The sequence below is a fragment of the Devosia pacifica genome, from assembly GCF_014652635.1.
Lineage (GTDB): Bacteria > Pseudomonadota > Alphaproteobacteria > Rhizobiales > Devosiaceae > Devosia > Devosia pacifica.
Map to the genome: position 1 here is coordinate 146,787 of NZ_BMZE01000003.1, position 24,221 is coordinate 171,007.

Annotated in this window: 21 protein-coding genes and 1 pseudogene; 11 read left to right on the forward strand and 11 right to left on the reverse strand. The window is 61.3% G+C overall.

Going from position 1 to position 24,221, the window contains the following annotated elements; all coding sequences use genetic code 11:
- Positions 1-23: 23 nt before the first annotated feature.
- From IE127_RS13515 to IE127_RS13525, 3 genes are all read left to right on the forward strand, one after another.
- Positions 24-965, forward strand: a complete 942-nt coding sequence (locus IE127_RS13515; RefSeq protein ID WP_189426255.1) for an ABC transporter permease — start codon at positions 24-26, stop codon at positions 963-965.
- Positions 962-1,837, forward strand: coding sequence for an ABC transporter permease (locus IE127_RS13520; RefSeq protein ID WP_189426256.1), 876 nt, complete (start codon positions 962-964; stop codon positions 1,835-1,837). The genes IE127_RS13515 and IE127_RS13520 overlap by 4 nt, the downstream gene beginning before the upstream one ends.
- A gap of 65 nt (positions 1,838-1,902) precedes the next feature.
- Positions 1,903-2,214, forward strand: a complete 312-nt coding sequence (locus IE127_RS13525; RefSeq protein WP_373297331.1) for a cysteine hydrolase family protein — start codon at positions 1,903-1,905, stop codon at positions 2,212-2,214.
- Positions 2,215-2,290: 76 nt separating this feature from the next.
- Here the strand turns inward: IE127_RS13525 and IE127_RS13530 are convergent, their stop codons facing one another.
- Genes IE127_RS13530 through IE127_RS13565 form a run of 8 tightly spaced genes read right to left on the reverse strand, consistent with a single transcriptional unit; the run spans position 2,291 to position 10,455 of the window.
- Entirely contained in the window at positions 2,291-3,358 is a 1,068-nt protein-coding gene (locus IE127_RS13530) for an ABC transporter ATP-binding protein (protein ID WP_189426257.1), read from the reverse strand.
- Between the two features lie 41 nt (positions 3,359-3,399).
- Positions 3,400-4,509, reverse strand: a complete 1,110-nt coding sequence (locus IE127_RS13535) for a Gfo/Idh/MocA family protein (protein WP_189426258.1) — start codon at positions 4,507-4,509, stop codon at positions 3,400-3,402.
- Entirely contained in the window at positions 4,506-5,315 is an 810-nt protein-coding gene (locus tag IE127_RS13540) for a carbohydrate ABC transporter permease (protein WP_189426259.1), read from the reverse strand. Before IE127_RS13540 ends, IE127_RS13535 begins: the two co-directional genes overlap by 4 nt.
- 1 nt (position 5,316) lies before the next feature.
- Positions 5,317-6,237 carry a carbohydrate ABC transporter permease gene (locus IE127_RS13545; RefSeq protein ID WP_189426260.1) on the reverse strand — a complete coding sequence of 307 codons (921 nt, stop codon included), beginning with the start codon at positions 6,235-6,237 and terminating at the stop codon, positions 5,317-5,319.
- Positions 6,234-7,565: an ABC transporter substrate-binding protein gene (locus IE127_RS13550; protein WP_189426261.1), complete on the reverse strand. Its 1,332-nt coding sequence runs from the start codon at positions 7,563-7,565 to the stop codon at positions 6,234-6,236. The genes IE127_RS13545 and IE127_RS13550 overlap by 4 nt, the downstream gene beginning before the upstream one ends.
- A 15-nt stretch (positions 7,566-7,580) precedes the next feature.
- Positions 7,581-8,498 (reverse strand): TIM barrel protein, encoded by a 918-nt coding sequence (locus IE127_RS13555; protein ID WP_189426262.1) that lies wholly within the window; start codon positions 8,496-8,498, stop codon positions 7,581-7,583.
- Positions 8,495-9,421, reverse strand: coding sequence for an N-acetylglucosamine kinase (locus tag IE127_RS13560; protein WP_189426263.1), 927 nt, complete (start codon positions 9,419-9,421; stop codon positions 8,495-8,497). The genes IE127_RS13555 and IE127_RS13560 overlap by 4 nt, the downstream gene beginning before the upstream one ends.
- A gap of 5 nt (positions 9,422-9,426) precedes the next feature.
- Positions 9,427-10,455 (reverse strand): SIS domain-containing protein, encoded by a 1,029-nt coding sequence (locus tag IE127_RS13565; protein WP_189426264.1) that lies wholly within the window; start codon positions 10,453-10,455, stop codon positions 9,427-9,429.
- 107 nt (positions 10,456-10,562) lie between these two features.
- On the opposite strand from IE127_RS13565, the gene IE127_RS13570 reads away from it, so the two are divergent.
- On the forward strand, positions 10,563-11,750 hold the full coding sequence (locus IE127_RS13570) for an ROK family transcriptional regulator (protein ID WP_189426265.1): 1,188 nt from the start codon (positions 10,563-10,565) through the stop codon (positions 11,748-11,750).
- 88 nt (positions 11,751-11,838) lie between these two features.
- Here the strand turns inward: IE127_RS13570 and IE127_RS13575 are convergent, their stop codons facing one another.
- Positions 11,839-12,405, reverse strand: a complete 567-nt coding sequence (locus IE127_RS13575; protein ID WP_189426266.1) for a putative glycolipid-binding domain-containing protein — start codon at positions 12,403-12,405, stop codon at positions 11,839-11,841.
- A gap of 179 nt (positions 12,406-12,584) precedes the next feature.
- Between IE127_RS13575 and IE127_RS13580 the strand changes: the two genes are divergently transcribed.
- Positions 12,585-13,859, forward strand: a complete 1,275-nt coding sequence (locus tag IE127_RS13580) for a glycosyltransferase (protein ID WP_189426769.1) — start codon at positions 12,585-12,587, stop codon at positions 13,857-13,859.
- Between the two features lie 181 nt (positions 13,860-14,040).
- Here the strand turns inward: IE127_RS13580 and IE127_RS13585 are convergent, their stop codons facing one another.
- Entirely contained in the window at positions 14,041-14,715 is a 675-nt protein-coding gene (locus tag IE127_RS13585; protein ID WP_189426267.1) for a potassium channel family protein, read from the reverse strand.
- Positions 14,708-16,039: a TrkH family potassium uptake protein gene (locus tag IE127_RS13590; RefSeq protein ID WP_189426268.1), complete on the reverse strand. Its 1,332-nt coding sequence runs from the start codon at positions 16,037-16,039 to the stop codon at positions 14,708-14,710. The genes IE127_RS13585 and IE127_RS13590 overlap by 8 nt, the downstream gene beginning before the upstream one ends.
- A gap of 237 nt (positions 16,040-16,276) precedes the next feature.
- Between IE127_RS13590 and IE127_RS19930 the strand changes: the two genes are divergently transcribed.
- The 6 genes and pseudogenes from IE127_RS19930 to IE127_RS13620 all read left to right on the forward strand — a co-directional run bounded on the left by IE127_RS19930 (position 16,277) and on the right by IE127_RS13620 (position 24,132).
- Positions 16,277-16,357 carry a potassium-transporting ATPase subunit F gene (locus IE127_RS19930; RefSeq protein ID WP_373297332.1) on the forward strand — a complete coding sequence of 27 codons (81 nt, stop codon included), beginning with the start codon at positions 16,277-16,279 and terminating at the stop codon, positions 16,355-16,357.
- A gap of 27 nt (positions 16,358-16,384) precedes the next feature.
- Positions 16,385-18,093, forward strand: a pseudogene (gene kdpA / locus IE127_RS13600) (potassium-transporting ATPase subunit KdpA).
- A 9-nt stretch (positions 18,094-18,102) separates the two neighbouring features.
- Positions 18,103-20,154: a potassium-transporting ATPase subunit KdpB gene (gene kdpB, locus IE127_RS13605; protein ID WP_189426270.1), complete on the forward strand. Its 2,052-nt coding sequence runs from the start codon at positions 18,103-18,105 to the stop codon at positions 20,152-20,154.
- Positions 20,155-20,167: 13 nt separating this feature from the next.
- Positions 20,168-20,728 (forward strand): potassium-transporting ATPase subunit KdpC, encoded by a 561-nt coding sequence (kdpC, locus tag IE127_RS13610; protein WP_189426770.1) that lies wholly within the window; start codon positions 20,168-20,170, stop codon positions 20,726-20,728.
- Positions 20,729-23,413, forward strand: coding sequence for a DUF4118 domain-containing protein (locus tag IE127_RS13615; protein ID WP_189426271.1), 2,685 nt, complete (start codon positions 20,729-20,731; stop codon positions 23,411-23,413).
- The gene (locus tag IE127_RS13620) at positions 23,410-24,132 is read left to right on the forward strand and encodes a response regulator (protein ID WP_189426272.1); all 723 of its coding nucleotides are present in this window, start codon (positions 23,410-23,412) and stop codon (positions 24,130-24,132) included. The genes IE127_RS13615 and IE127_RS13620 overlap by 4 nt, the downstream gene beginning before the upstream one ends.
- The last annotated feature ends 89 nt before the right edge of the window (positions 24,133-24,221 follow it).

A 24,221-nucleotide genomic window follows, 5' to 3' on the forward strand; every position in this document is an offset into this window, starting at 1 on the left:
CGACATCCGAGGTCGGATCTTCAATGCTCAGCTTCATTCTACGGCGACTTCTGATCTCGATACCGACATTGCTCCTGGTGTCGGTGATGGTGTTTTTGCTGCTCAAGCTGCTGCCGGGCGATCCGGCGCTGGCTCTGGCAGGCCAGGAGCCGGACCCCGAAGTCATAGAGTTTATCCGGGCCAAGTACGGGCTCGACCAACCGCTTCCGGTTCAATATGTCACCTGGCTTGGCGGCATCCTTCAAGGCGATTTCGGCACTTCGATCCGCACGCGCTTACCGATCGGCGAGATGATCGCCGAGCGCCTGCCCGTCACCTTGCAATTGTCGCTGCAGGCAATGGTGATCGCTCTGCTCATTGGCATTCCTGCCGGCGTCGTCGCCGCCATCAAACGCGGCACCTTCATCGACTATACGGTCAGCCTGATCGGGCTCGGCGGCCTGTCGATACCAAGTTTCTGGCTCGGCATCATGCTGATCCTGTTCTTCGCGGTTTCGCTCGGATGGTTGCCGAGCGGTGGCTATGTCAGCTTTGTCGAAAGCCCAATAGACAATCTGCGCTATACGCTCTTACCGAGCCTTGTGCTTGGCACGGCGGCAGCCGCGATTGTCATGCGCCACACCCGTTCGTCAATGATATCTGTCCTGAAGCAGGACTTTATCCGGACCGCCCGGGCCAAGGGGCTAAAGGAGAACATCGTCGTTATCCGACATGCGCTGCGCAACGGACTGATCCCTGTGGTTACCACGAGCACGTTGCATCTCGGCGAACTGCTCTCTGGCGCCGTTTTGACCGAACAGGTGTTCGGCATCCCCGGGTTTGGCAAGATGATCGTCGATGGCGTTTTTAGCCGGGACTATGCTGTCGTTCAGGCAGTGGTGATGTGCTCTGCGGTGATTTTCATCCTGTTGAGCCTGATCGCCGATATCGCCTATGTCATTCTCAGCCCGAGGTTGCGCTCATGAGCGATACCGCCGCGCCTCTCGCCGCACCGCGCGCCGCCCGCAAATCCGGCATCCGCCGCGCCCTCAGCCATCCGAGTACTATTATCGGCGGCACATTGGTTCTATTCTTCTGCCTTGTCGCGATCTTCGCGCCGCTGATCGCGCCGTTCGATCCGACAGCCTCGAACTGGGGTCTGGTCCGTCAGGCTCCGTCGGCCGCACATTGGTTTGGCACCGATGACCTCGGACGTGACGTGCTATCACGTGTAATCTACGGGGCACGCGCTTCACTTGCTGCCGGTATTATCGCCGTCGCCATAGCCATAGCCCTCGGTGTGCCGCTGGGACTGATCGCGGGTTACTTTGGCGGCATCGTCGATATGGTGATCTCCCGCATTACCGATGCACTTCTGGCGGTTCCGTTTCTGGTGCTGGCTATTGCGCTCGCTGCGTTTCTCGGTGCGAGCCTTCAGAATGCGATGATCGCGATTGGCGTTTCGGCGACACCGATTTTCATTCGCCTGACACGTGGGCAGGTGCTGTCGATCCGCAATGAAGACTACGTGACGGCAGTGCGTGCGTTGGGCGTGCGTGACCGGCACATCATCATGTCGCACATCCTGCCCAATGTTCTGGCGCCGATCGTCGTTCAAGGGACAATCACGATGGCGGTCGCGGTGCTTGCTGAAGCGAGCTTGGCGTTTCTTGGGCTCGGTCAGCGCCCGCCAGCGCCCTCATGGGGCAGCATGCTCGACATTTCGCGCCAGTTCCTCACCGAGGCTCCGTGGATGTCAGTATGGCCGGGTGTTGCGATCATCGCCGTGGTGTTGGGCTTCAACCTGTTGGGCGATGGCCTCAACGACACCCTGACCCCACAGCAGGACGGTGACTGATCGCCATGATTATTCTTCTCAAGCGTTCTGGCAATCAATAACCGAACCTCTTTGCTGCCCGCGACATACGTTTCGGGCTTCGCCGGAACACCTCTGATGTCGTACCTGCAACTCTTGGGACCGGCACGACAACGTCTGGGTGCGTGCGCGCGACGGTTCTCGATGCCTTTTCGCTGAATTATCGGGTGACCGTGGTCGAAGACGGTTGCTTTGATCGGGCGCAGGCCAACCACGCCATCAACCTTTGTGACATGCACGCCAAATACGCCAATGTCATGCCGTCAGAAGAGGTGATCTCCTACTTCAACGGGCTTAGCCAGGGAATGTTCGACCTTCCTTCGGGTGCCGGCATGGAACGCATGGAAGCGGCGGAATAGAAGCGCAACAATTCAGCTGCCGCCACAGGCGGCAGCATCCGCGATATGATGCGTGCTGCCCATAACAAGAGGTGCGCTATAGGATGTGTCTGCGACCGCTTTCCGGATCGAACAAATGAACTGCCGCGCTGTCGGTTGTCAGCCGGACGGTTGAACCGGGCGCTAGATCGAGGCGTTCTCGGAAGACGCCGACGATCTCATCGCCACCGAGCGTGAGGTGCACCTGGGTCTCCGAGCCGGCCGGTTCGATGATCTGCACTTCAGCCTCAGCGCCCACGCCGGGTTCGGTGACGACATGCAGATGTTCCGGGCGCACGCCATACACAACGTCCTTGCCCTCGAGGCCCTCGGGCGCCACGCCAAGCGGTAACGTAACGCCCTTGGTGCTGACAAACGCGCCATTCTCGATGCGGCCGTGAACGAAGTTCATCGCCGGCGAGCCGATGAAACCGGCAACGAACATGTTGGCGGGAAGGTCGTACAGTTCGAGCGGCGGACCGGCCTGCTCGATGCGCCCTTCGTTCATCAGAACGATCACGTCTGCCATGGTCAGCGCTTCGATCTGATCGTGCGTGACGTAGAGCATGGTGGTGCGCAGCCGCTGATGCAACGACTTGATTTCCGTACGCATCTGCACGCGCAGCTTGGCGTCGAGGTTCGATAGTGGCTCATCGAACAGGAACACCTTCGGGTCACGAACGATGGCGCGGCCCATGGCGACACGCTGGCGCTGACCACCCGACAATTGCGCCGGACGGCGCTCGAGCAGCGGCGTAAGCCCAAGAATCTCCGCCGCCTGCTCGACCTTCTTGCGGATCTCCGCTTTCGGGATTTTCTTGAGCTTGAGCGAAAAGCCCATGTTCTGCGCAACGGTCATGTGCGGATAAAGCGCATAGTTCTGGAACACCATGGCTATGTCGCGCTCCTTGGGCGGCACCGCGTTCATCAGGTCGTCGCCTACCTTGATATCGCCGCCAGATATTGTTTCCAGCCCGGCGATCATACGCAACAGCGTGGACTTGCCGCAGCCCGATGGCCCCACCAGCACCACGAACTGCCCATCGTCCACGTCGATCGAGATGCCCTTGAGCACATCGGTTTTTCCAAAGCTCTTGCGCACATTGCGGATGTCGACAGAGGCCATGTCATTTCCTCGTTTGGCGCGCTGAGGCGCGCATTGTTGGTTCAGCCGAGAAGCGCTGCGATGTCGCGCAGCAAGGCCGCGTCGCGTCCGGCGCCAGCACCGTCCGACAGCACCGGCTCACCGCCGGCAATCGCCGCCGCAAAGCCTTTGAGCTCACGCGAGAACGCCGATGGGCCCTTCGGTGCAATGGTTTCGACGGCGACCGCATTGTCGGGGGCGCTGGTGGTGATCGTCAGGCGCGCCAACTCGCCCTTGCGATAGGGGGGCGGGAAATCGATGCGCAGGCTCCCCTTGTCGCCATAGATCTCGACCCATTCCTGATAGTCGGGGAAATTGGTCAACCAGTTCCATGAGATCACCCAATCCGGGCCGTTCTCGATGGCTCCGAGGATCTGCATTTTCGGCGGTTCGCTGCGCGCGCTGCCCGGCGCATCCTGGTGCGCTGAAACGAGGCGGGTTGCATCGTCGGGGAACAGTGCGCGCAGGACCGAGGTCTGATGGCAGACCGAGCCGTGCAGCACATTGCGGAACAGCACCGGGTCGAGCCCTGCCTGTCCGGAGATGGCCGCGCTGACTTCTGCCTGGTTCTCGGCGCGGGCCGCCTCGATGGCATCTGCCGATACATCTGAGAAGCGCTTGATGGCTAGGTCGTCTGTCTGGCGCTCGTCGGAGGGGTGCAGCACCGTCATCCGGACCAAATGCAGCGGTCCAATTGCATCGAACGCTTCGCGCGCCAGAGCAATAGCCGGCTCGTACATCTTCATATAGCCAACCTGCAGCACCAGCCCGTTTTCGGCGGCAAATGCTGCATCGCGTGCGGCGATCTCGGGATCGTAGCTGTAGGGCTTTTCGGCGAACACGTGCTTGCCGGCGTCAAGCGCCTGACGGGCCACGGTCGAGTGCGCACCCGGTGTGCAGATCAGCACCGCGTCGACGTCAGGATCTGCGATCACCGCACCGAAATCGGTGGTGTGGCGGGCGCCCGTATCGGCACCGATGGCCGCTGCAAGCTCGGCTGAAACGTCACACACATGAGCAATGGTGAACCGGTCGCGCAGGCTCGCGAGCAGGTTCGGCATGTGCTGGCTCTGGGTGATCAGCCCGAGCCCGATAATGCCAAGCCGGATGGGTTTGGAGGAAGTGCTGGTCATTTGACGGCCCCTTCGAGCAGTCCTTGCATGAACCGCCGTTGCAGGAAGAAATAGGCAACCACCACGGGCAGCGCGACGAGCACTGCTGCGGCAGCGATAACCTGTGGTTCGGTGGTGCGCTCATTACCGGCGAAGAACGACAGCGACAGCGGTGCGGTCTGAACGGCGACGTTGTCGGGCATCAGCACCAGTGCCAGCATGAATTCGTTCCAGGTGAACAGGAACACCAGGCAGCTCAGCGTCAGCACCGCGCTCATGCCGATTGGCGCATAGATGTGGCGCAGGATCTCGAATTCGCTGGCGCCATCGAGCGAGGCGGCTTCCGACAGGCTCTCTGGCAATTGCGCGTAGTAGTTCGCCATCCAGAACGTTGCGAGAGGGAACGAACTGGCGATTTGCGGCAGGATCAGCGCCCAGTAGCTGTTGAGCAGCCCGGTCGAGGCGAAGAGGTTGTAGAGCGGAATGATGCGCGCTTCAGAGGGCAGAACGAGCCCGATCATCAACAGCGCGAACACCGCGACCCGCCATTCGAACTTGAGAACCGAGAGCACGTAGCCGGCAAGCATCGCCGCTATGGCCGTTGCGACGACGACGGCGAAAGCCACGATTGCGCTGTTGAGAAGCGAGCGCGAAAACCCGCCGCGCGTCCATGCCGAGATGAAGTTTTCGAGCGTCCAACCTTCGGCGCCGCTTCCCGGCGCAGGCGTCAACGCCTGCAGGATGATCGAGACAAACGGGTAGAGTGCGATCAGCGCCCCGATCAGCAGAATTGCATGGCCAAAGACGACTTCTTTCTTGGATTCCATGTCAGTATCTCCGCCTCAGGCCAATTGTGATCGAAGCGGTCAGCACCAGGATCAGCGCTGTCAGCACGACGCTTGCCGCCGCAGCGAAGCCGACATTGCGGGTGATAAAGGCGCCTTCATAAATGAGATAGCTCGGGACCAGGGTCTCTGTGCCGGGGCCGCCAGCCGTGGTGTTCCAGACAATGTCGAAATTGCGCAGCGCATTGGTGACGGTCAGGATCAGGGCAATCGAGATTTCGCCGCGCAGACCCGGCAGCGTTACAGCGAGAAACTCCTGGACGGGTCCGGCGCCATCGAGACGCGCCGCTTCATAAAGCTGGGTGTCGATCTTTTGCGCACCGCCGATAAACAGCACCATGCACAAGCCGAAATTGATCCAGGTGCCGATCAGCCCGACAGAGGCCAGTGCGGTATCGAAGTCACCGAGCCAGGCGCGGGTCAGGAACCCCATGCCGAGCAGTTCGAGCACCGCGTTGATCGGGCCATCATAGGCATAGATCCAGCGCCATGCGACAGCGACGACAACGGTTGCGAGAATCTGCGGCAAGAACAGAACGGTGCGAAAAATCGCCAGCAGGCGAATGCGCACGCGCGTCATGATCGCAACGATCAGCAGGCCGATCAGGACCGGCAGGATTGCGTAAAAGACGATCATCACCAGGCCGTGCCCGAAGATCGTCAGGGTCAGCGGATCGGTGAACAGTTCGAGATAGTTTCTGAGCCCGATCCAGCGCATGTCGGTGATCCCGTCCCAGCGAAAGAACGAGAAATATGCGGTCTGTGCGATCGGCCAGAGGCAGAATGCTGCGTAAAGGAGGAAGCCTGGCACCAGATACAGGAAGTGACCGGCGCGCGGTACGCGCCGGTTTTCTGCGGGCCCCTCAGGGGCCCGCTCGTCGTTGAGGTGATCAACCGTGCTCATTGCTCGGCGCGCTCGGCCTGGTAGGCCTCCCAATCGGACTGCACAGCTTCGATGAAGGAATCGACATCAGTGCGTCCCGCCAGCAGCATCTGAGCCTGAGTGCCCATGGTGCGCTGCATGGTTGGCGTGGCCCAATCGAGATAGCCGACAAAGTCGCCTTCCTCGAACAGACGCTCTGCAGCCGCCAGCTGATCCTCGTGCATCGAGCCTGTGGGCGTCACGCTGTCTAGACCCTTATTGGGCAGACGGCTGACATCGGCGTAGGCCTGGGCGAAGTCTTCGCTAAGCATCATGCCGAGAAAGGCAAGAGCTGCCGGCTCGATTTCAGTCTTGGAGCTGACCAACCACGGCGTACCGAACGTGCCGGTGGTGACGTAGTCACCGCTTTCGCCGCGCAGCAGTGTGAAGCCGAACGCATCCGGATCGACTGCAGCAAGACGTGCACCATTGAACGAGCCACCGAGGAAGAACACACCCTCGCCCTCGCCATAGGAGGCAACGGCGTCGTCCATCGACATGCCGTCATAGCCGCGACCGAAATATCCGGCCTCGCCCCAGCTCTCAAGTGTTTCGAGGGCCTGACGAACGCCTTCGGTATCGAAGGTTGCGCCTTCCTGGCCGGCAATCCAGCCGTTGATTTCATCAACGCCGGAATACATGTCGATCAGGATACCAAGCACATGCGAGCCAAGCGGATACTGCTCGCTGTTGCCGAGCATGATCGGCTGTTCGCCGGCTTCTTCTGCAGCTGCGAGCGCCTCGTTGAGATCACCGATGGAATCGGGCGCCTCGAGGCCGAGTTCTTCGAGCTTCGACTTGTTGTAGAACAGGCCGAGCGGCTGCGTGGCGCCACCCATGGCGTAGGTATCGCCTTCGCCCCAGGCCGTGCCTTCGTCGTTCCACTGCATCGAAGAGAAGCCGCTGGCCGGCAGGCCTTCGTCGATGTCGTAGGCGTCGATGAAGTCATCGAGCGGACGCACGAGATCTGCGCGCACCATGGTGCCCATGATCGCGAAACCCTGGTTGCCGTTGGTGACATCCGGCGGGGTGCTGGAGTTCATCGCGTTGACGACAGTGCCCATCAGATCGCCCCAGCCCTTGAGGGTCAGGTCGACGGTTACGTTCGGGTAGGTTTCCTCGAACTGCGGGATGAGCTTTTCAAGCATGGTCTCTTCGCCGGCATCGGCCCAGACGCGCAGCGTAACGTCGCCAAGCGCGGCAACATCATCGACCGAAACCGGCTCGGTGATCTCTGTGTCCTGAGCGATTGCAGGCATTGCGGCGCTCAAAGCCGTGGCAGCGAGCAAAACGGATAGTGTTCCCCTCATAATGAGTTCTCCCTCCTAGGAGTTTGGGTTGGTTGAAAGCCACTCCGAGCGGGCGAAGACCCAATCGAAGTTTTCCTTTTGCTCCTGGTCGACGGCGGCGTGATCGTGTCCGCCATCGGGGCGGCGGTCCTGTTCGACCACGATCCACCCGTCGTAGCCGACCGCCTGGAGCTTGTTCATGAAACCGTCGAGATCGAGATCGCCCTTGCCGAGCGGCGCTGCGGCCTCCGCCATGCCGAAGGTGATGCGCTCGCGGCGCGCCTTTTCGACCGGCGCGTCGATGAGGTCCTTGACGTGCACGTGGTTGATGCGGCTGGCCCAGCGATCGACCAGATCGATGGAGTCATCGCCGCCGGCCGCTGCGTGGCCGGTATCGAGCGTGAAATCGAGGTCGGTGTCTTCCAACAGGCGATCAACCTCATGAGGTTGCTCGATATGGGTGCCGGTATGGGGGTGATAGGAAACCATCAAGCCGTGATCGCGCACGATCCGCGCGGCTTCGTTGAAGCCTTCGATCAGAACGCCCCAGTCGCTTGGCGACAGGTCGAGATCGGTTTCGTCCTTGCCGCGGCGCACGTGCTGCTTGATGGCGTCTTCTGTCTCCTCGGCCAGAATGACCGGACCCGGATTCTTGAAATGGCCGAAGGCCTTGCAGACCTCGCGCAGATACTCGAGATCACCGGCCATCACCTCAACGCCATGCAGCGGACGTAGCGGCACATAGGCGCCGGCGCATTCAAGCTCATACTGGTTGAGCGTTTCGGCGAGCGCCTCGTCGCTGTCGGCGAAAAACCGCAGCGGGCCTGTTTCGACGCCGGCATAGCCCGACTGTTGCAAGGTTTTCAAAATGTCTGCGGGGCGGCGGTGCGCCGGCAGGCTATGAGGTCCCCAGACACCCCAGGTCACGGGGGCATTGGCGATGCGTCTCGTCATCGGACATCTCCTTGAATTGTGGTTGTCGGGGCGAGACCGGCGAGTTGGCGCGCAAGGTTCACAGCGCCCGCGACCGGCGGCACGTCGAGAAGCAGGACTTGCGAGCGGTCGCCAAAGCGGCGGTGCATGCTGTCGGCGAACGCAGAGAACATCTGTTGGTGGTTGCTCATCACGCCACCGGCGCACACCACGGCGGCGACATCGCCGCCGCGCCGCTCGAGCTGATGCACCATCTGCGTCATCGCCTCGGCATGGGACTCGATCACGCGCGCGGCACGTGGCGATCCGGCCTGGCATGCGGAAAACACCACACGCGCATGGACTGACCATTCGCGTGGTTCGCCCGTTGCAAGCCGGTGGCTCAATGCATGCGGATGCGTGATATCGAGAGCGTCGAGCAGAGCGTCGACGAGGCCATCATCTTCGGCGGCGTCATATGCGCTGAGGACTTCGCGCGCAGCGTCGCGCACCAGCCCGACAGCACCGCATTCGTCGCCAAGCACCCAGCCCCACCCGCCAACCATAATCTCGGTGCCATTGCCGGTGGTGGCGGTCGCGGAGGAGCCGGTACCGGCAGTCACACCAGTGCCGGAACGGCGGCCGCTCGCGGGCACCAGAAGGCTTGAATCGTTGACGACCCGAACGCGCGCGAATGCCTCGGCGAGAGGTGCGGTCAGGATCTCCTGCTGGCTGACGCTGTCACTGCCGTGCACCCCGGCGACAAGCGCCACAACTTCACCAGCTTCCCCAGACACCGCATTGACCGCGACATCGCGCAAGATCTGCGCACGGTCGGCGTCGCTTCGCAGCGCCCAGCTGGTATTCGGGATGGTCTGCTCCGACAGTGTTACGCCGTCCAGATCGGTGATCTGCACCTGCGTCTTGCTGCCACCAACATCGAGGCCAACGAGGAGTGAACTCACCTCGTTCACCCGGCCGTGTTGGTTTTGGTATCGAGCCGGACGAACACCGCTTCGTTGATGTCGATGCCGCGCGCCTCGGAAGCCAGAAGTGTTAACATCTGGGTAACGAAACTGGCACCGATGGCGAAGTGGATGGGACTACCGAGCGGAACCGGCAGCTGCAAGCTCATCAGCGTATCGACCTTCGGCGCCCCGCCATCGGGGCCGGTCACGTAGACGAGATTTTGCGTTTGTTCGGCGAGCTGATCGATCAGCAACGCTTCGCGCGCACCGCCAAAAACCAGATGCATTGCCTTGCCAGCGGCATCCATCGGGCCATGCAGATACTGGCGCGTCTCCATGCCGGTCGACATCAGCCGCGGGCCTTCGCGCAACATCAATGCCGCCTCTTCGGCGACCGAAACGATCGAGGCCGGTGCAACGATATCGCTCGAAGGGCACGCCACCAGCTTTTCAGCAAGGGCGCGCAGATCTGAGATAGTCTCGGTGACGGTCGTCATCGCGTCGCGGATGGCGTGCTTCCAGCCGTCCGGATCCGACCGTCCTGCCCAATGATCGGCCAGCATGCCGAGCGCCAGCATGGTGCCGGTGAAGCTGACGAACGACACCGAACTGTCAGGGTGATTGCCGAGGTTCAGCCCGCCCGAACACAGATCCGCCAGCGGCGACGGCTCATAATTGGTTATGGCAAAGCCCTGCTCCGGAGCATTCGCCTTGGCGACGGCAACGACTTCGGCGCTGCGGCCGCTTTGCGAGATATAAAGCGCCAGGCCATCATGTCCGAGGGCGTCATCAAAGAGTTCAGACGGCAAGAGCCGTGTCGCGTCGATGCCATCTGCGCGGAACTGGCGCGCGGCGACAGCTGCCGCTGCGTGACTGGCACCGATGCCGATGATCGAGAGGCGCTGCGGGCGCTCTGGCGCCTTGTCCAGCTGGCCAGCGATCGTGTCCACCATTCCCACCAGCGCCTCTGCCTGACCATCGAACGACTGATGGGCGGGGATCCATTCACGCTTGGGGTATTCACTCGACACTGACCAGGACCTCAAAAATCTTCATTTATTAAAGCTACTGACTTTAATAAATCGGTCAAGTGCGAATGTGGCTTCGCATGCTATTGGTCGCCTAGGGGGAGGAATGCATGAACGCACAAATACCGACGCTTTCGGAAGCGGCAAAGGCCGTCATGGCGGGTTTGCTGGCCTATGGTGAGGCAACGCGTCGAGACCTTGCACATCACGCGAATGTTAGTTTCCCAACGGTGACAGCGGCGCTGGCCGAACTTGGCAGGCTCGCTCTGATTGAAGAAGTTCGTCGTGAACAGGGCCCGAGAGGTCGCGCAACAATCGTTTATGGCATTGGCAGGACTGCGGGCTGGGTTCTCGGCTGCGATATTGGATCAACCCAGATCAGCTTGATGGCGCGCGATCTCGGTGGAACTATTCGCGCCCGGGAAACCACGCCTCATGGCGGCGACCCACTTGCCGCTGCTGATCGCGCTGCCGCGCACGCTTCCAAGTTCGTCGAGCGCATGCAGGCGATTGGTCCCATCCGGTCGATAGCGCTTGCGGTCAACCAGATCGTGCCACGAGACATCACCCCGACAGCGGGACGTCATGGGATTACCCACGCCATCGTGCAGCGTTTCGCCGACCAGCTCGGGGCCGGTGAAGGGACGCCCTTGCTGGTGGAGAACAACGTCAACTGCGCGGCAGTTGCTGAACACCATGACGGGCACCTGCGCGGATGCAAGGATGCGGCCTACATGCAGATCGGCGTCGGACTAGGCCTCGGGTTCTTCTGCGACGGAGCGTTGATCAGGGGGGCACATGGTGCCGGTGGGGAGCTGGCGCAAATTCCCCTCTCTTGGTCCGCCGACGCCGCGTCCCCCCGCGATGCGATCGAGCAGGTGCTGGGTGAGCGGGGATTAGTGTATCGCGTACAGCAGTACTGGCGAAAGCCAGAGCCTGCGCCTCAAACACTTGATGAGGTATTCGCTCTGGACGCCCAGGGTGATCCCCACGTGCACGCAGCATTGCACGAGCACGCGATAGCGCTTGCTCGAGTGGCAGCCACTATTGCAACCATTCTCGATCCGGAAAAGCTCGTTCTTGGGGGCGGCCTGACAAGAAGCGGGGCCTTTACACGTCGGATTATCGAGGAATTTTCGGCACGAGATCCGTCCACACAGATTGCGCAGTCAGAAAAACATTCAGACGCAACAGTTGAAGGCGCAACCGTGCTCGCCCGTGACTTGGCAATTTCTCAACTGCTAGGCCAGTTTTACCGCCCATTGCTGCAAAGGCCGACAACTTGGAGCCTAAGTTAAAGCCAGCCAAAGTTCGGCGGCGAGCCATTTCGGGCGGGTGCTCAACATCCCGTCCTAGGCGTGACGGTAAGCCGATCTCGCTCAGTACTCATTGCACTTCGACGCGCTCGAAGAGGCCGTCGTAACGGATGACCAGTCCCATATGGTCGACTGATATGTGCGCTTCAAAGCCATCGGCAAACCCCAGATCCAGATAATGGAAAAGGTCCGGGCCCACGCGTCGGTAACTCTGCCGAGAACGACTAACCCTCATAGCCGCAGCATCGATGAAACTGGTATCCAGGGTGAGATGATCCTGATCGGCCGCGATCATATGCCTGATGGGGAAGCTGTTGCAGAACGGGGTTATGGATAAATCCGGCTCGCCTGTCCCCTCTAGGTCGGGTCTGACATCCCCATCTACCTTCCACCCATTGCCGTATCGTTCGAGAGCAAGCCTGGCACGACCTCTCACGCCCTCCTTTCGCACAATACAGGACTGTACGGACCAATCGGGCGTCAACACCCAACGGTGCTCAATACGGAAACCGCCATCTTCAACGCCGATCGTCGTCGAATTCGCTACTATCCGATTCTCGGCGATGGTCAGCTCCAGCCTTTCCAATCCTGCTGCATCTAGGCGGCGCCAAAAAAGGTTCTGCGATGATGGTTTCATAATTCGCTCATTAGGGCTCCCAGTAGGACTGTATGACCGAAAACAGGTAGGAAACAGCCCTGCTTGAACGGCCGCAATGGGGTCGATAGCAGTCGCCTACCGGCATGGCGGTGTCATCCTGCAATACTGGTCAACAGATATATCTAGTTTTTGCGCGCTTGGTTGGGCACAACAGCAAGATGCGGATATCGGTTCATACCCTCGGAACACGCGGTGACGTTCAACCATATGTCGCGCTGAGTCTTGGCCTCATGAACCAGGGCCACACCGTACAGCTTGCTGCGCCTGCCCAATTCGAGGCTTTTGTCAGCGAACGGGGCGTTTCATTTACACCTCTGCCCGGGGAATTTTTGGCCCTGCTCGATACACCTGAAGGCAAGGCCGCCGTTGCAGGCGGACAAGGGTTTAGTGCAGGCTTCAAGCTCTTAGGGCATGTCCGCCCTCTTATGCGACGGCTGCTTGATGCGGAATGGATTGCGGCAAAGGCTTTTGCTCCCGATCTACTTATCTATCATCCGAAATCAATCGCGGGTCCACACATCGGGGAGCGCCTGAAAATTCCGACGATCTTGGCGTCGCCACTTCCGGGCTTCACGCCAACCTCGGCCTTTCCAAGTCCCATGCTGCCCATGTCATCGCTGGGCCCATTCAATAAGGTCAGCCATCAGCTCGCGATAAAAGGCGCTGGTGTCTTGTTCGGCAAATTGCTTCGCGAATGGCGCAAGCATTCCCTCGATCTACAACGTGGCAAACCTCCAGGCCCTGTTGCGACCGTGTATGGCTATAGCCGCCAGCTCGTTCCGGTACCCAGCGACTGGAACGAGAGCGTCTTGGTGTCGGGCTACTGGTTTCTGGACGAGCATGCCAACTGGCAGATGCCCGAAGACCTCAAGGCATTTCTGTCATCGGGAGAAAAGCCGATTTATGTCGGGTTTGGCAGCATGCCGGGTATCGACCCCCAGGTGCTTGCAAGCAGCCTCATCGAGGGTCTGGCCTTGTCGGGGAAACGCGGTCTGCTTGCGACAGGAGGCGGCGCTCTCAGTCTCACAGAGGTACCGACCCATGTTCACGTCATAGAAGCTGCGCCGCATGAACAGCTTTTCAAGCATGTAGAGGCAGCGTTGCATCATGGCGGTGCTGGCACCACTGGTGCGTCCCTTCGAGCTGGAGTCCCAACAATCATCTGCCCATTCTTCGGCGATCAGCCATTTTGGGGCCGACGGATTGCGAGCATTGGCGCGGGGCCACCACCGATCGACCGCAAGACTTTGACTGCCGAGGTGTTGGCAGCCGCCTTCAGAGCCGTAGGCGATCCAAAAATGCGGGATAAAGCGGAGGAAATGGGACGACTGATCCGCGAAGAAGACGGCGTCTCGGCTGCCATCGACTTCATAGACCTCCACGCGCGCTTGGCGTACCAAAACAAGGCATCCGCTCCGAAACCCAATGGCTAGTTCCATACTGTATATTCGCTTGGCTTGCGGCAGCTTTCGGGAGTGCTCGCCGCGAACTTGAATGGCTGAAACGGGGTCGGAACCTGCCGGGCAGCGACGCGCCCCAATTGGGACATTCGATAGGAATTCCGGAATGCCTGAAAGCTGACACTCGGCCGTAGGCGGCTGAATCTCAGACCGGTCACTCCAGTGCGGCGAAGCGCTCGACCAGATGGGTGGCGCCGGAGACAATCAGCAGGTCGCCGGGTCGGATAACCGTTTCCGGCCGCGCATAGGTAAAATCGGCCTTTGGCCGCTTCACGCCCACGACAGTGACGCCGTATTTGCTGCGCAGGGCAGATTCAGCCAGGGTCCGGTTGAGGCTCTCCTTGGGAGCACGTGTTTTTACGATGGCGAAGCCGTCGTCGAACTCGATGAAATCGATCATCTGGCCGGTCACCAGATGCGCCACCCGCTCTCCCATTGTGGCTTCGGGATGGATTACGTGGTGCGCGCCGGTGCGTTCGAGCAGGCGACCATGCTTCTCGCTTAAAGCTTTGGCCCAGATGTCAGGCACCCGCAGTTCACTCAGCGCCAGCACGGTCATCAGGCTGGCCTCGATATCGGTGCCGATCCCGACCACAGCCTTTTCGAAATCGGCAGCGCCCAAGCGTTTCAGTGTGTCTGTACTGGTGGTATCCGCCTGCACCACATGAGTCAGGCGTCCGGCCCACGACTGCACGATAGCGGGGTCCTCGTCGATGGCCAGAACTTCGTGGCCCAGCCGGATCAGGGAGTCGGCGACGGCGCCGCCGAACCGGCCGAGGCCGATGACGAGGATGCTGCCGGAGCCGCCTGCGATCGAATGTCTAGCCAACGATTGGGCGCTCCTCGGGAAATCTGTAAGGCCGCTGTGACCGCTTTAGTGCCAGGCCGGTCGCTACGGTTATGGTGCCGACACGACCGAGGAACATCAAGGTGACAAGGGTCAATTCCGCAGATGGCGGAAGGTCGGCGGTGATGCCTGTCGACAGCCCAACCGTGGCAAAGGCGGATATCGTCTCGAACAGCACCTGCTCGAGGGAAAAGGTCGTGACCGACAGCAGGTGCAGAGTGCCCAGCGAAATTGCGATCATGGCAAGCACGATCAGGGTCAGGGCCTGGCGTAGAATATCGGCGGACACCCTGCGGCCGAACGCGGTGGTGTCGGCCTCGCCCCGTATCTGCGCCCATACCGCAAGGATCAGCACCAGGGCGGTCGAAACCTTGATGCCGCCTGCCGTCCCGGCGCTTCCGCCGCCTATGAACATCAGGATGTTCGTGAGCATCAGCGTCTCGGTTTGCAGCGCGCCGATATCGATTGAGTTGAAGCCGGCAGTGCGGGTCATGACCGAATGGAACAGCGCGTCGAGCAGGCGCTCGGATATCGTCAACGGATCAAAGAGGCCGCCGGCAGCAGACTCGTAGCCAAGGACTGTTATCGTGCCCACGCCGATAAGGGCCGCGGTGCCGAGCAGCGTGATCTTGGTATGCAGGCTCCATCTCCCCGGGCGCCGGAACGTGCGCCGTAGGTCGACAAGCACAGGAAAGCCAATGCCGCCGATTATTACCGCCACCATAATCGAACCGAGAACGAGCCAGTCGTCCGAAAATCGCATCAAGCTGTCCGCGTATGTCGAGAATCCGGCATTGTTGAAGGCGGAGATGGAGTGGAACAACCCGTGCCAGATGGCGATGGGCCATGCTTCGGCATACCCCCAGTGAAGCCGCGCTGCCAGTGCGCCCCACACCGCAAGTTCGACCAGCAAGGTCGCGATAAGAATGATCCGCAGGACAGCAGTCACGTCGCCGAGATCCAGGGTTCGTGTCTCGGCCTGAGCAATTATTCGGGTTCGCAGCCCCAGTCGCCTGCTGATCAACACGCCAAGCAAGGTGCTACCGGTCATGATCCCGAAGCCACCCACTTGAATGAGCGCCAGAATGACCGCTTGGCCAAACGGTGTCCAATAGCTGGACGTATCGACGATTATGAGTCCGGTAACGCAGACGGCAGAGGTCGCCGTGAAGAGGGCGGTGATCAAGTCGGTGCCGCCGGGACCTGTCCGCGCGATCGGTAGCAGCAAAAGCACTGTTCCAACCGTTATCGCCGCGACAAACGCAAGAGGCACCAGCCTGGCTGGCTGCTGGAGGGACGATCTCAAGTTCGACCTTCTTGTTGTTCTCCCGGCGCAAATGGCAGCCGTCTGAGACCCGACTTTATGCCTTTCTTACGGCACGGCCAAACTTTCCGGATGGAATTTTTACGCCGAACGGCAGCATTGGATGTCTTCCACCCATGGAGGCAATCATGCTCGATCTGATCTATCTCGCCATCACCGCAGCTGCGTTCTCTGGGCTCGTCGCCTATGCACGCGGCTTGGCGCGCTTGTGAGGCCGCGATGCTGATCATCGCTTTTCTCATCGCCCTGGGCATTGCCGGCTATCTGCTGACGACACTCATCGCGCCTGAACGTTTCTGACCCCGCTTCTCCCCAAGGAGACCAATCATGACCTGGCAAGGCTGGCTGCAAATTGGCCTGGTGCTCGCCCTCGTCGTCGCGACCATCAAGCCGCTCGGGCTCTACATGGCCCGTGTATTCGGCGGCGAACGTACGCTGTTCTCACCCATGTTCGGACCGATCGAACGCGGCTTTTACCGTTTGGCAGGGCTCGATCCCGAAGGGGAACAGACCTGGCTAGGCTATGCCGTCGGCGTTCTGCTGTTCAGCTTCTTCGGGGTGGTGCTGCTTTTTGCGATCCTCCGGCTACAGGGTCTCTTGCCGCTCAACCCGCAAGGTTTTGAGGGTCTGGCGCCGGATCTGGCGTTCAACACCGCTGTCAGTTTGTGACCAACACCAACTGGCAGTCCTATGGCGGCGAAACGACGATGAGCCACCTCAGCCAGATGCTCGGGCTAACGGTACAGAATTTCGTTTCGGCGGCGAGCGGTATTGCCATAGCGGTCGCCGTATCGCGCGCCTTCGCCCGATCGGGCGTCGACCGCATCGGCAATTTCTGGATCGATCTGACCCGGGCCACGCTCTATGTGTTGTTGCCTCTGGCGATTGTGGTGGCGTTGGCCTTCGCGGCACTGGGCCTGCCGCAGACGCTGACCGGTTCGGTTTCGGCCACGACGCTGGAAGGCGCCAACCAGACCATTGCCATGGGCCCCATGGCCAGCCAGGAAGCGATCAAGCAACTCGGCACCAATGGCGGCGGCTTCATGAACGTCAATGCCGCCCACCCCTTCGAGAACCCCAGCGCCTTCTCGAACTATCTCGCCATCTTCTCGATGCTCTCGATCTCGGCGACTGTGGTTTACACCTTCGGCCAGATCGCCGGTAGGCGTCGACAGGCCTGGGCCTTGCTCTCGGCCATGACGATACTGCTCGTCATCGGCATCGGCGCGATCTATTGGGCCGAAACGGCGGGCAATCCGATCCACGTCGCCGCCGGCCTCGATCCGGCTCTCGGCAATATGGAAGGCAAGGAAGTCCGCTTCGGCCAAGCCATGACGGCACTTTATGCAGCCGTGACTACAGGCCTCTCCAATGGCGGTGTGAACGCCATGCATTCCTCGCTGACCCCCTTGGGCGGGCTGGTGCCGCTGTTCCTGATCCAGTTAGGCGAAGTCTTGCCTGGCGGCGTCGGCTCCGGGCTTTACGGCTTGGTGGTCTTTGCCATCCTTACCGTCTTTGTTGCCGGGCTGATGGTCGGGCGCACGCCGGAATTTCTCGGCAAGAAGATCGAGGCGCGCGAGATGAAGCTGGCCATGCTGGCCGTCCTCATCCTGCCGCTCGCCATTCTCGGTTTTTCGGCCGTTGCCGCAGTCATTCCAGCTGGCCTTGCTGGTCCGACCAATGCCGGTCCGCACGGGCTGACGGAAATCCTCTATGCCTATTCATCGGCTGCCGGCAATAACGGCTCCGCTTTTGCGGGCCTCTCGGCCAATTCGCCTTGGTACAATACCACGCTTGGCCTCGCCATGCTGGCCGGGCGCTTCGCCTATATCGTGCCGGTGCTGGCCATTGCCGGCTCACTCGCCCGCAAGGCCAAGGTGCCGCCCTCATCGGGGACTTTCCCCACTGACGGTCCGCTGTTTGTCGGCCTGCTTGTCGGCATCATCCTCATCCTCGGCGGCCTGCAATTCTTCCCGGCGCTCGCCCTCGGCCCGATCCTCGAGCACGTGCTGATGCTCGCCGGTCAGACCTTTTAGGAGACAATCATGTCAACGAAAGCTGTTACGCCATCGGTCCTCGACCCGGCGATCATGCTGCCGGCGCTGCGCGACGCGCTGATCAAGCTCGATCCACGTCAACTTGTCCGCAACCCAGTGATCTTCGTAACCGAGTTGGTGGCCCTGGTGGTCTCGCTGCTCTGGGTTCAGGAGATGGCGACCGGCGTCGGCGCTCCGGCCTTCTCGGGGCAGATCGCGGCCTGGCTATGGTTCACCGTACTGTTCGCCAATTTCGCCGAGGCGGTTGCCGAGGGGCGGGGCAAGGCGCAGGCGGACAGCCTCAAGCACGGAAAGGCGGATCTCTTCGCCAAGAAGCTGCTGTTCCCCTCCGATGAAACCGACCTCTCCTCCGAGGTCATCCCGGCGACAGCCCTCAAGATCGGTGACATCGTGCTTGTCGAGGCTGGCGACATCATTCCCGGGGACGGCGAAGTGATCAGCGGCGTGGCCTCGGTGAATGAAAGTGCCGTGACCGGGGAGTCCGCACCGGTCATCCGCGAAAGCGGCGGCGATCGTTCGGCCGTGACCGGGGGCACGCAGGTCATCTCCGACTGGCTCAGGATTCGAATTTCCACCAGGCCGGGCGAAAGCTTCGTCGATCGCATGATCGGGCTGATCGAGGGCGCCAAGCGACAGAAGACCCCCAACGAGATCGCGCTTTCGATCCTCCTGTCGGGGCTGACGCTGGTCTTCCTGATCGCCGTGGTGACGCTGTATGGCCTGGCCCTCTATTCGGGTACGGACCTCTCGCTGGCAGTGCTGGCGGCCTTGCTGGTTACGCTGATCCCCACGACGATTGGCGGGCTGCTTTCAGCCATCGGCATTGCCGGCATGGACCGGCTCATCCGCTTCAACGTGGTGGCAACCTCCGGTCGCGCGGTGGAAGCGGCCGGTGACGTCGATACGCTATTGCTCGACAAGACCGGCACGATCACCTTCGGCAACCGCATGGCCAGCGAATTCCTTCCGGTAAATGGGGTCGACGAATCCGAGCTCGCCAAGGCCGTGTTGATGGCCAGCCTTGCCGACGAGACCGCGGAAGGGCGCTCCATCGTTGCCCTGGCCAAGTCCGATTTCGGCCTCTCGGAACCGGAGGCGGCTGGCGGCGAGACGATCGCCTTTTCGGCGCAGACGCGCATTTCGGGCATCGACATCGACGGCCGGCAAATCCGCAAGGGCGCGGTGGACGCCATACTCAATTTCGTCACGCTCGACAGGACGAGCGCGCCAGCCGAGTTCAACGCCGCCGTCGACCGGGTCGCGCGCACCGGCGGCACACCTCTGGCCGTGGCCGATGGTCATGACCTGCTGGGCGTCATTCATCTCAAGGACGTGGTCAAGCCCGGGATCAAGGAGCGCTTTGCGGCCCTCAGGGCCATGGGCATAAAGACGGTCATGGTCACGGGCGACAATCCCGTCACCGCCGCCGCCATCGCCTCGGAAGCCGGCGTCGACGATTTCCTGGCCGAAGCCACGCCGGAGCAGAAGCTCGACTATATCCGGCGTGAACAGCAAGGGGGGCGGCTGATCGCCATGTGCGGCGATGGCACCAATGACGCTCCGGCTCTCGCCCAGGCAGATGTCGGTGTCGCCATGCAGTCAGGCACCCAGGCGGCGCGCGAGGCGGGCAATATGGTCGACCTCGATTCCAGCCCCACCAAGCTCATCGAGATCGTCGAGATCGGCAAGCAGATCCTGATGACGCGTGGTTCGCTGACCACCTTCTCCATCGCCAATGACGTGGCGAAGTACTTTGCCATTATCCCGGCCCTGTTCCTCGCCACCTATCCCGAATTGGGTGCGCTCAATATCATGGGCCTGGCCTCGCCCCAATCGGCCATTCTCTCGGCCGTGATCTTCAATGCGCTGATCATTGTGGTGCTCATCCCGCTGGCGCTCAAGGGCGTGGCTTATCGCCCCATTGGCGCTGCTGCTCTGCTGCGCCGCAACCTTCTGGTCTATGGCCTGGGCGGTCTTGTTGCGCCGTTTCTGGGCATCAAGCTCGTCGACCTTGCCATCAGCGCTCTCAACCTCGTTTAGGAGACCAGAAATGCTGATCGCCCAAATCCGTCCAGCCCTCGTGCTGCTCATCCTTTTCAGCCTTGTCACGGGCCTGATCTATCCGCTCGCGATTACCGGGGTCGCCCAAGCTGCCTTTCCCGTCCAGGCCAATGGCAGCCTCGTCAGTCGCGACGGCGCCATTGTCGGCTCTGAGCTCATTGGGCAGTCTTTTGTCGGCGACGGTTACTTCCACCCCCGTCCCTCGGCCGTCGGCTACGATGCGGCCGGTTCCGGCGGAACCAATCTGGGCGCGACATCGGCCACGCTTGCCGAGGTCATTGCGGCCCGCGTTTCCGCGTTATCAGATGGCGAAGCAGTTCCGGCTGATGCGGCCACGGCGTCTGGTTCTGGCCTCGACCCCCACATTTCGCCCGCCTTTGCGCAGGTGCAGGTTGGGCGCGTTGCACAGGCTCGTGGCCTCGAGGCGGGTCAACTGGCCGGCCTGGTTGCGAGGCACGCCCAACAACCCCTGTTCGGAATCTTCGGCGAGCCAAGGGTCAACGTGTTAGAACTCAACCTAGCGCTTGACGATCTAGAGGCCGACAGTAACTGAATGAGCGATACTCGGGACACGGCGCGCCCCGATCCCGGGGCCCTGCTCAAGCTTGCCGCCGGCGAGGGTCGCGGCAAGCTGACCATTTTTCTCGGCGCGGCGCCGGGCGTGGGCAAGACCTTTGCGATGCTTTCCCGCGCCCAGCAGCGCAAAGCCACTGGCGCCGACATCGTGGTGGGCCTGGCCGAGACCCATGGGCGTGGCGAGACAGCACGGTTGTTGGACGGGCTGGAGGTGCTGCCCCGGCGCAAGGCCAAGCACTCAGGCAAGGTTTATGACGACTTCGACCTGAACGCTGCCCTTACCCGCAGGCCAGCCATTGTCATTGTCGACGAGCTCGCCCATTCCAACGATGTCGACGCCCGGCACCCCAAGCGCTATCAGGACGTGGCCGAACTCATCGATGCCGGCATTGATGTTTGGACGGCTCTCAACGTCCAGCATCTGGAAAGCCAGGCAGATCTGGTGGCACGCATTACCGGGGTTCCGGTGCGCGAAACCGTGCCCGATGTCGTACTGCAGCGGGCAGACGATATCGTCCTGGTCGACCTGCCACCCGCCGAACTGATCCAGCGTCTCAAGGAAGGCAAGGTCTACCTGCCCGAAAACGCAATGCGTGCCGCCGATCAGTTCTTCCGACTGGAAAACCTGACAGCATTGCGCGAACTGGCCCTGCGGCGCACCGCCAACCAGGTTGATGACCAGATGGCTGATATCTGGCGGCAGCAGGCCCTCGAGGGGCCCTGGGTCACGGGCGAGAGGTTGCTGGTCTGTGTGGGGCCGGATGCCTTGTCAGAACGGGTGGTGCGCTCCGCCAGCCGCATGGCGCTGGGTCTCAACGCCCGCTGGATCGTTGTGGCGCTGGCGCGCAGCGCCGACCCCATAATGGATGCGGATCGGGCGGCGCGACTGGAAGCGACGCTGCTACTGGCCGAGCAGTTAGGCGGCGAAGTCCGCCGCGTCGTTGCCGACGATTTCGTGGCCGAGATCGGCCGCATCACCCGGCGGGAGAATATCACCCAGGTTATCATCGGTCGCCCAAGACGTGCTCCACTTGTCAACATGTTCAGGCGGTCGTTGCCGGATGTTCTGGCGGGGACCCTCGATGGGATCGGCGTCTATCTGGTGTCAGACACTGCAGGCGTTCAGCGCAAGACAAGAGGGTTTCGTAAGCGCAGCGCTCCCGAGTGGATGGTCAATCTTGGCCTGCCACTGGCGACGGCGGGAGGCATTACCCTGCTCGGCCTGGGCCTCTCACGGGTTCTTGTGCTGCAAAACCTGTCGATCCTCTATCTCCTGGCGGTGCTGGTCTCTGCCATTCTTGCGGGGCGCTTCGCGGCCCTCTTGACCGCAGGCCTGTCGTTCTTGGCCTACAACTTCTTTTTCATCGAGCCGGTGCGCACCTTTACCGTCGCCAGGCCGCACGAGGTCCTAGCCTTGGTGATCTTCGTGACGGTGGCCGTGGCCACGGGCACGCTTGCGTCCCGGCTTCGCGAGCAAATCGAACGGGCGCGACAGGCAGTGCGCTCGACCCAGTCGCTCTATGATTTCTCCCGCAGGCTTTCGGCAGCCTATGGTGTCGATGGCGCACTGACCGCGACCACTGCACAACTCAATACCATGCTAGGTCTGCCTGCGGTCGCATTGACTTCGGAGGACGGTGGAACGTTGGAAATGCGGGTCGCCTGGCCGCCTGATCAAGCCCTTGACGAGGCCGCCATGTCGGCCGCTCGTTGGGCTCACGACAAACGAGAACCGGCAGGATACAGGACCGGAACGCTGCCGACCGTGTCCTATCTCTTCATGCCTATTCAATCCGGCCAACGCATGGCGGGCGTGGCTGGAATGAAGCTCGGTGCGACGCACGGACCCTTGTCACCCGACGCAGAGCGCCAGGTTTCAGCCATTTTGGAACAGGCCGCCATCGCTATAGATCGCGCCCGCCTTGTTCGGGAAAACGCCAAGGCCGCAGTGGCACAGGAAGGAGAAAAGCTACAGGCGGCGCTGCTGTCTTCGCTATCGCACGATCTTCGCACGCCCCTGGCCTCGATCACCGGCGCTATAACCTCGCTGCGCCAGCTTGGTGACCGCATGGATGCCGATACGCGCGCGGACCTGCTGGCTTCTGTGGAGGAGGAGACGGCTCGGCTGACACGCTTTGTCGGCAATCTCTTCGATATGACCCGTATCGAATCGGGCCTTATTAAACCCCGGCGTGAGCCCGTAGATCTCGCAGCGCTTATTTCGGGGGCCGTTGATCGCATGGCCAGGTCGGATCCCCGCCTTGAGATCGAAACCAGCACCCAGGACGCCATGCCGCCTGCTCTGGCCGATCCGGGCCTGTTGGAGCAGGTGCTTTTCAATATTTTTGACAATGCCCGCAAATACGCTGGCACCGACAAACCCCTGAGTGTCTATTTACGCCGCGACGGGGCTGAAGCGGTGATCAATGTGACGGACCAGGGCAACGGTATTCCGGCAGAAGACCTTGAAATGATCTTTGAGAAATTTCACCGCCGGGCCAAGGGGGATGGTCGACCCGCCGGAACCGGACTTGGGCTTTCCATCGCGCGCGGTTTCGTGACCGCCATGGGCGGGACGATCAGGGCGGAGAGCCCGGCCATGCGCAAGCGCGGCACGCGCTTCGTCATCCGCCTGCCTTTGGCCGAGGCCAAGGCACAATGAAGCATCCTCGTATCCTGGTGGTGGACGACGAGCCGCAAATCCAGCGCTTTCTCAAACCTGCCCTGACGGCGGTGGATTACGAGGTGATCCAGGCGGGCAGCGTCGCTGACGCAAAGCGCGCAATTGCCACGCAGGCCCCCGATGCTGTTGTGCTCGACTTGGGCCTGCCGGATGGCGACGGAAAGGATGTCATTGCCGCGGCCCGGGCTTTTTCAAACGTTCCCATCATCGTTCTCTCGGCCAGAGATCGCGAGAGCGAAAAGATCGAAGCGCTCGATCTCGGCGCTGACGACTATGTGGAGAAGCCTTTCGGCATTGGTGAACTGCTGGCGCGCATCCGCTCAGCCCTGCGTCATACGGAACAGGCGCCAAAACTGCCGAACGTCCTGTCGATCGGCTCGCTGACCATTGATAATGCAGCCCATCGCGTCTTACTGAACGGCCAAAGCATCCATCTGACCCCAAAGGAATACGATCTGTTGCTTCTGCTGGCCCGCGATGTGGGACGGGTCCTGACCCACCGGCAGGTACTGACCCGGATCTGGGGCCCGGCTCATGCCGAGGATGTGCAGTATTTGCGGGTTCTGGTCGGACAGCTCAGGGCAAAAATCGATCGGGAGCCCGGCTTGCCTTCCCTTATCCAGAACGAAACGGGCATTGGCTATCGTATGGAACTGAAGACATCCGGCGGGACGAGCGAGCCTCAGTTTCTCACCTGAGTGGCTGCTTTGCCTGTGGTTGAATAATACCGGACGTACCGCTCCGCGAGGCTGGCTCTCCGTTCACAGATGCGGAACGGGGTGGAATC

What these genes read in the sequence shown, in the direction of transcription:
- IE127_RS13620 (WP_189426272.1), top strand. Translation starts at nt 23,410, where the DNA reads ATGAAGCATCCTCGTATCCTGGTGGTGGACGACGAGCCGCAAATCCAG.
- IE127_RS13550 (WP_189426261.1), bottom strand. Translation starts at nt 7,565, where the DNA reads ATGAGGGGAACACTATCCGTTTTGCTCGCTGCCACGGCTTTGAGCGCC.
- IE127_RS13530 (WP_189426257.1), bottom strand. Translation starts at nt 3,358, where the DNA reads ATGGCCTCTGTCGACATCCGCAATGTGCGCAAGAGCTTTGGAAAAACC.
- IE127_RS13520 (WP_189426256.1), top strand. Translation starts at nt 962, where the DNA reads ATGAGCGATACCGCCGCGCCTCTCGCCGCACCGCGCGCCGCCCGCAAA.
- IE127_RS13540 (WP_189426259.1), bottom strand. Translation starts at nt 5,315, where the DNA reads ATGGAATCCAAGAAAGAAGTCGTCTTTGGCCATGCAATTCTGCTGATC.
- IE127_RS13545 (WP_189426260.1), bottom strand. Translation starts at nt 6,237, where the DNA reads ATGAGCACGGTTGATCACCTCAACGACGAGCGGGCCCCTGAGGGGCCC.
- kdpB (WP_189426270.1), top strand. Translation starts at nt 18,103, where the DNA reads ATGTCAACGAAAGCTGTTACGCCATCGGTCCTCGACCCGGCGATCATG.
- IE127_RS13580 (WP_189426769.1), top strand. Translation starts at nt 12,585, where the DNA reads ATGCGGATATCGGTTCATACCCTCGGAACACGCGGTGACGTTCAACCA.
- IE127_RS19930 (WP_373297332.1), top strand. Translation starts at nt 16,277, where the DNA reads ATGCTGATCATCGCTTTTCTCATCGCCCTGGGCATTGCCGGCTATCTG.
- IE127_RS13555 (WP_189426262.1), bottom strand. Translation starts at nt 8,498, where the DNA reads ATGACGAGACGCATCGCCAATGCCCCCGTGACCTGGGGTGTCTGGGGA.
- IE127_RS13575 (WP_189426266.1), bottom strand. Translation starts at nt 12,405, where the DNA reads ATGAAACCATCATCGCAGAACCTTTTTTGGCGCCGCCTAGATGCAGCA.
- IE127_RS13570 (WP_189426265.1), top strand. Translation starts at nt 10,563, where the DNA reads ATGAACGCACAAATACCGACGCTTTCGGAAGCGGCAAAGGCCGTCATG.
- IE127_RS13535 (WP_189426258.1), bottom strand. Translation starts at nt 4,509, where the DNA reads ATGACCAGCACTTCCTCCAAACCCATCCGGCTTGGCATTATCGGGCTC.
- IE127_RS13615 (WP_189426271.1), top strand. Translation starts at nt 20,729, where the DNA reads ATGAGCGATACTCGGGACACGGCGCGCCCCGATCCCGGGGCCCTGCTC.
- IE127_RS13515 (WP_189426255.1), top strand. Translation starts at nt 24, where the DNA reads ATGCTCAGCTTCATTCTACGGCGACTTCTGATCTCGATACCGACATTG.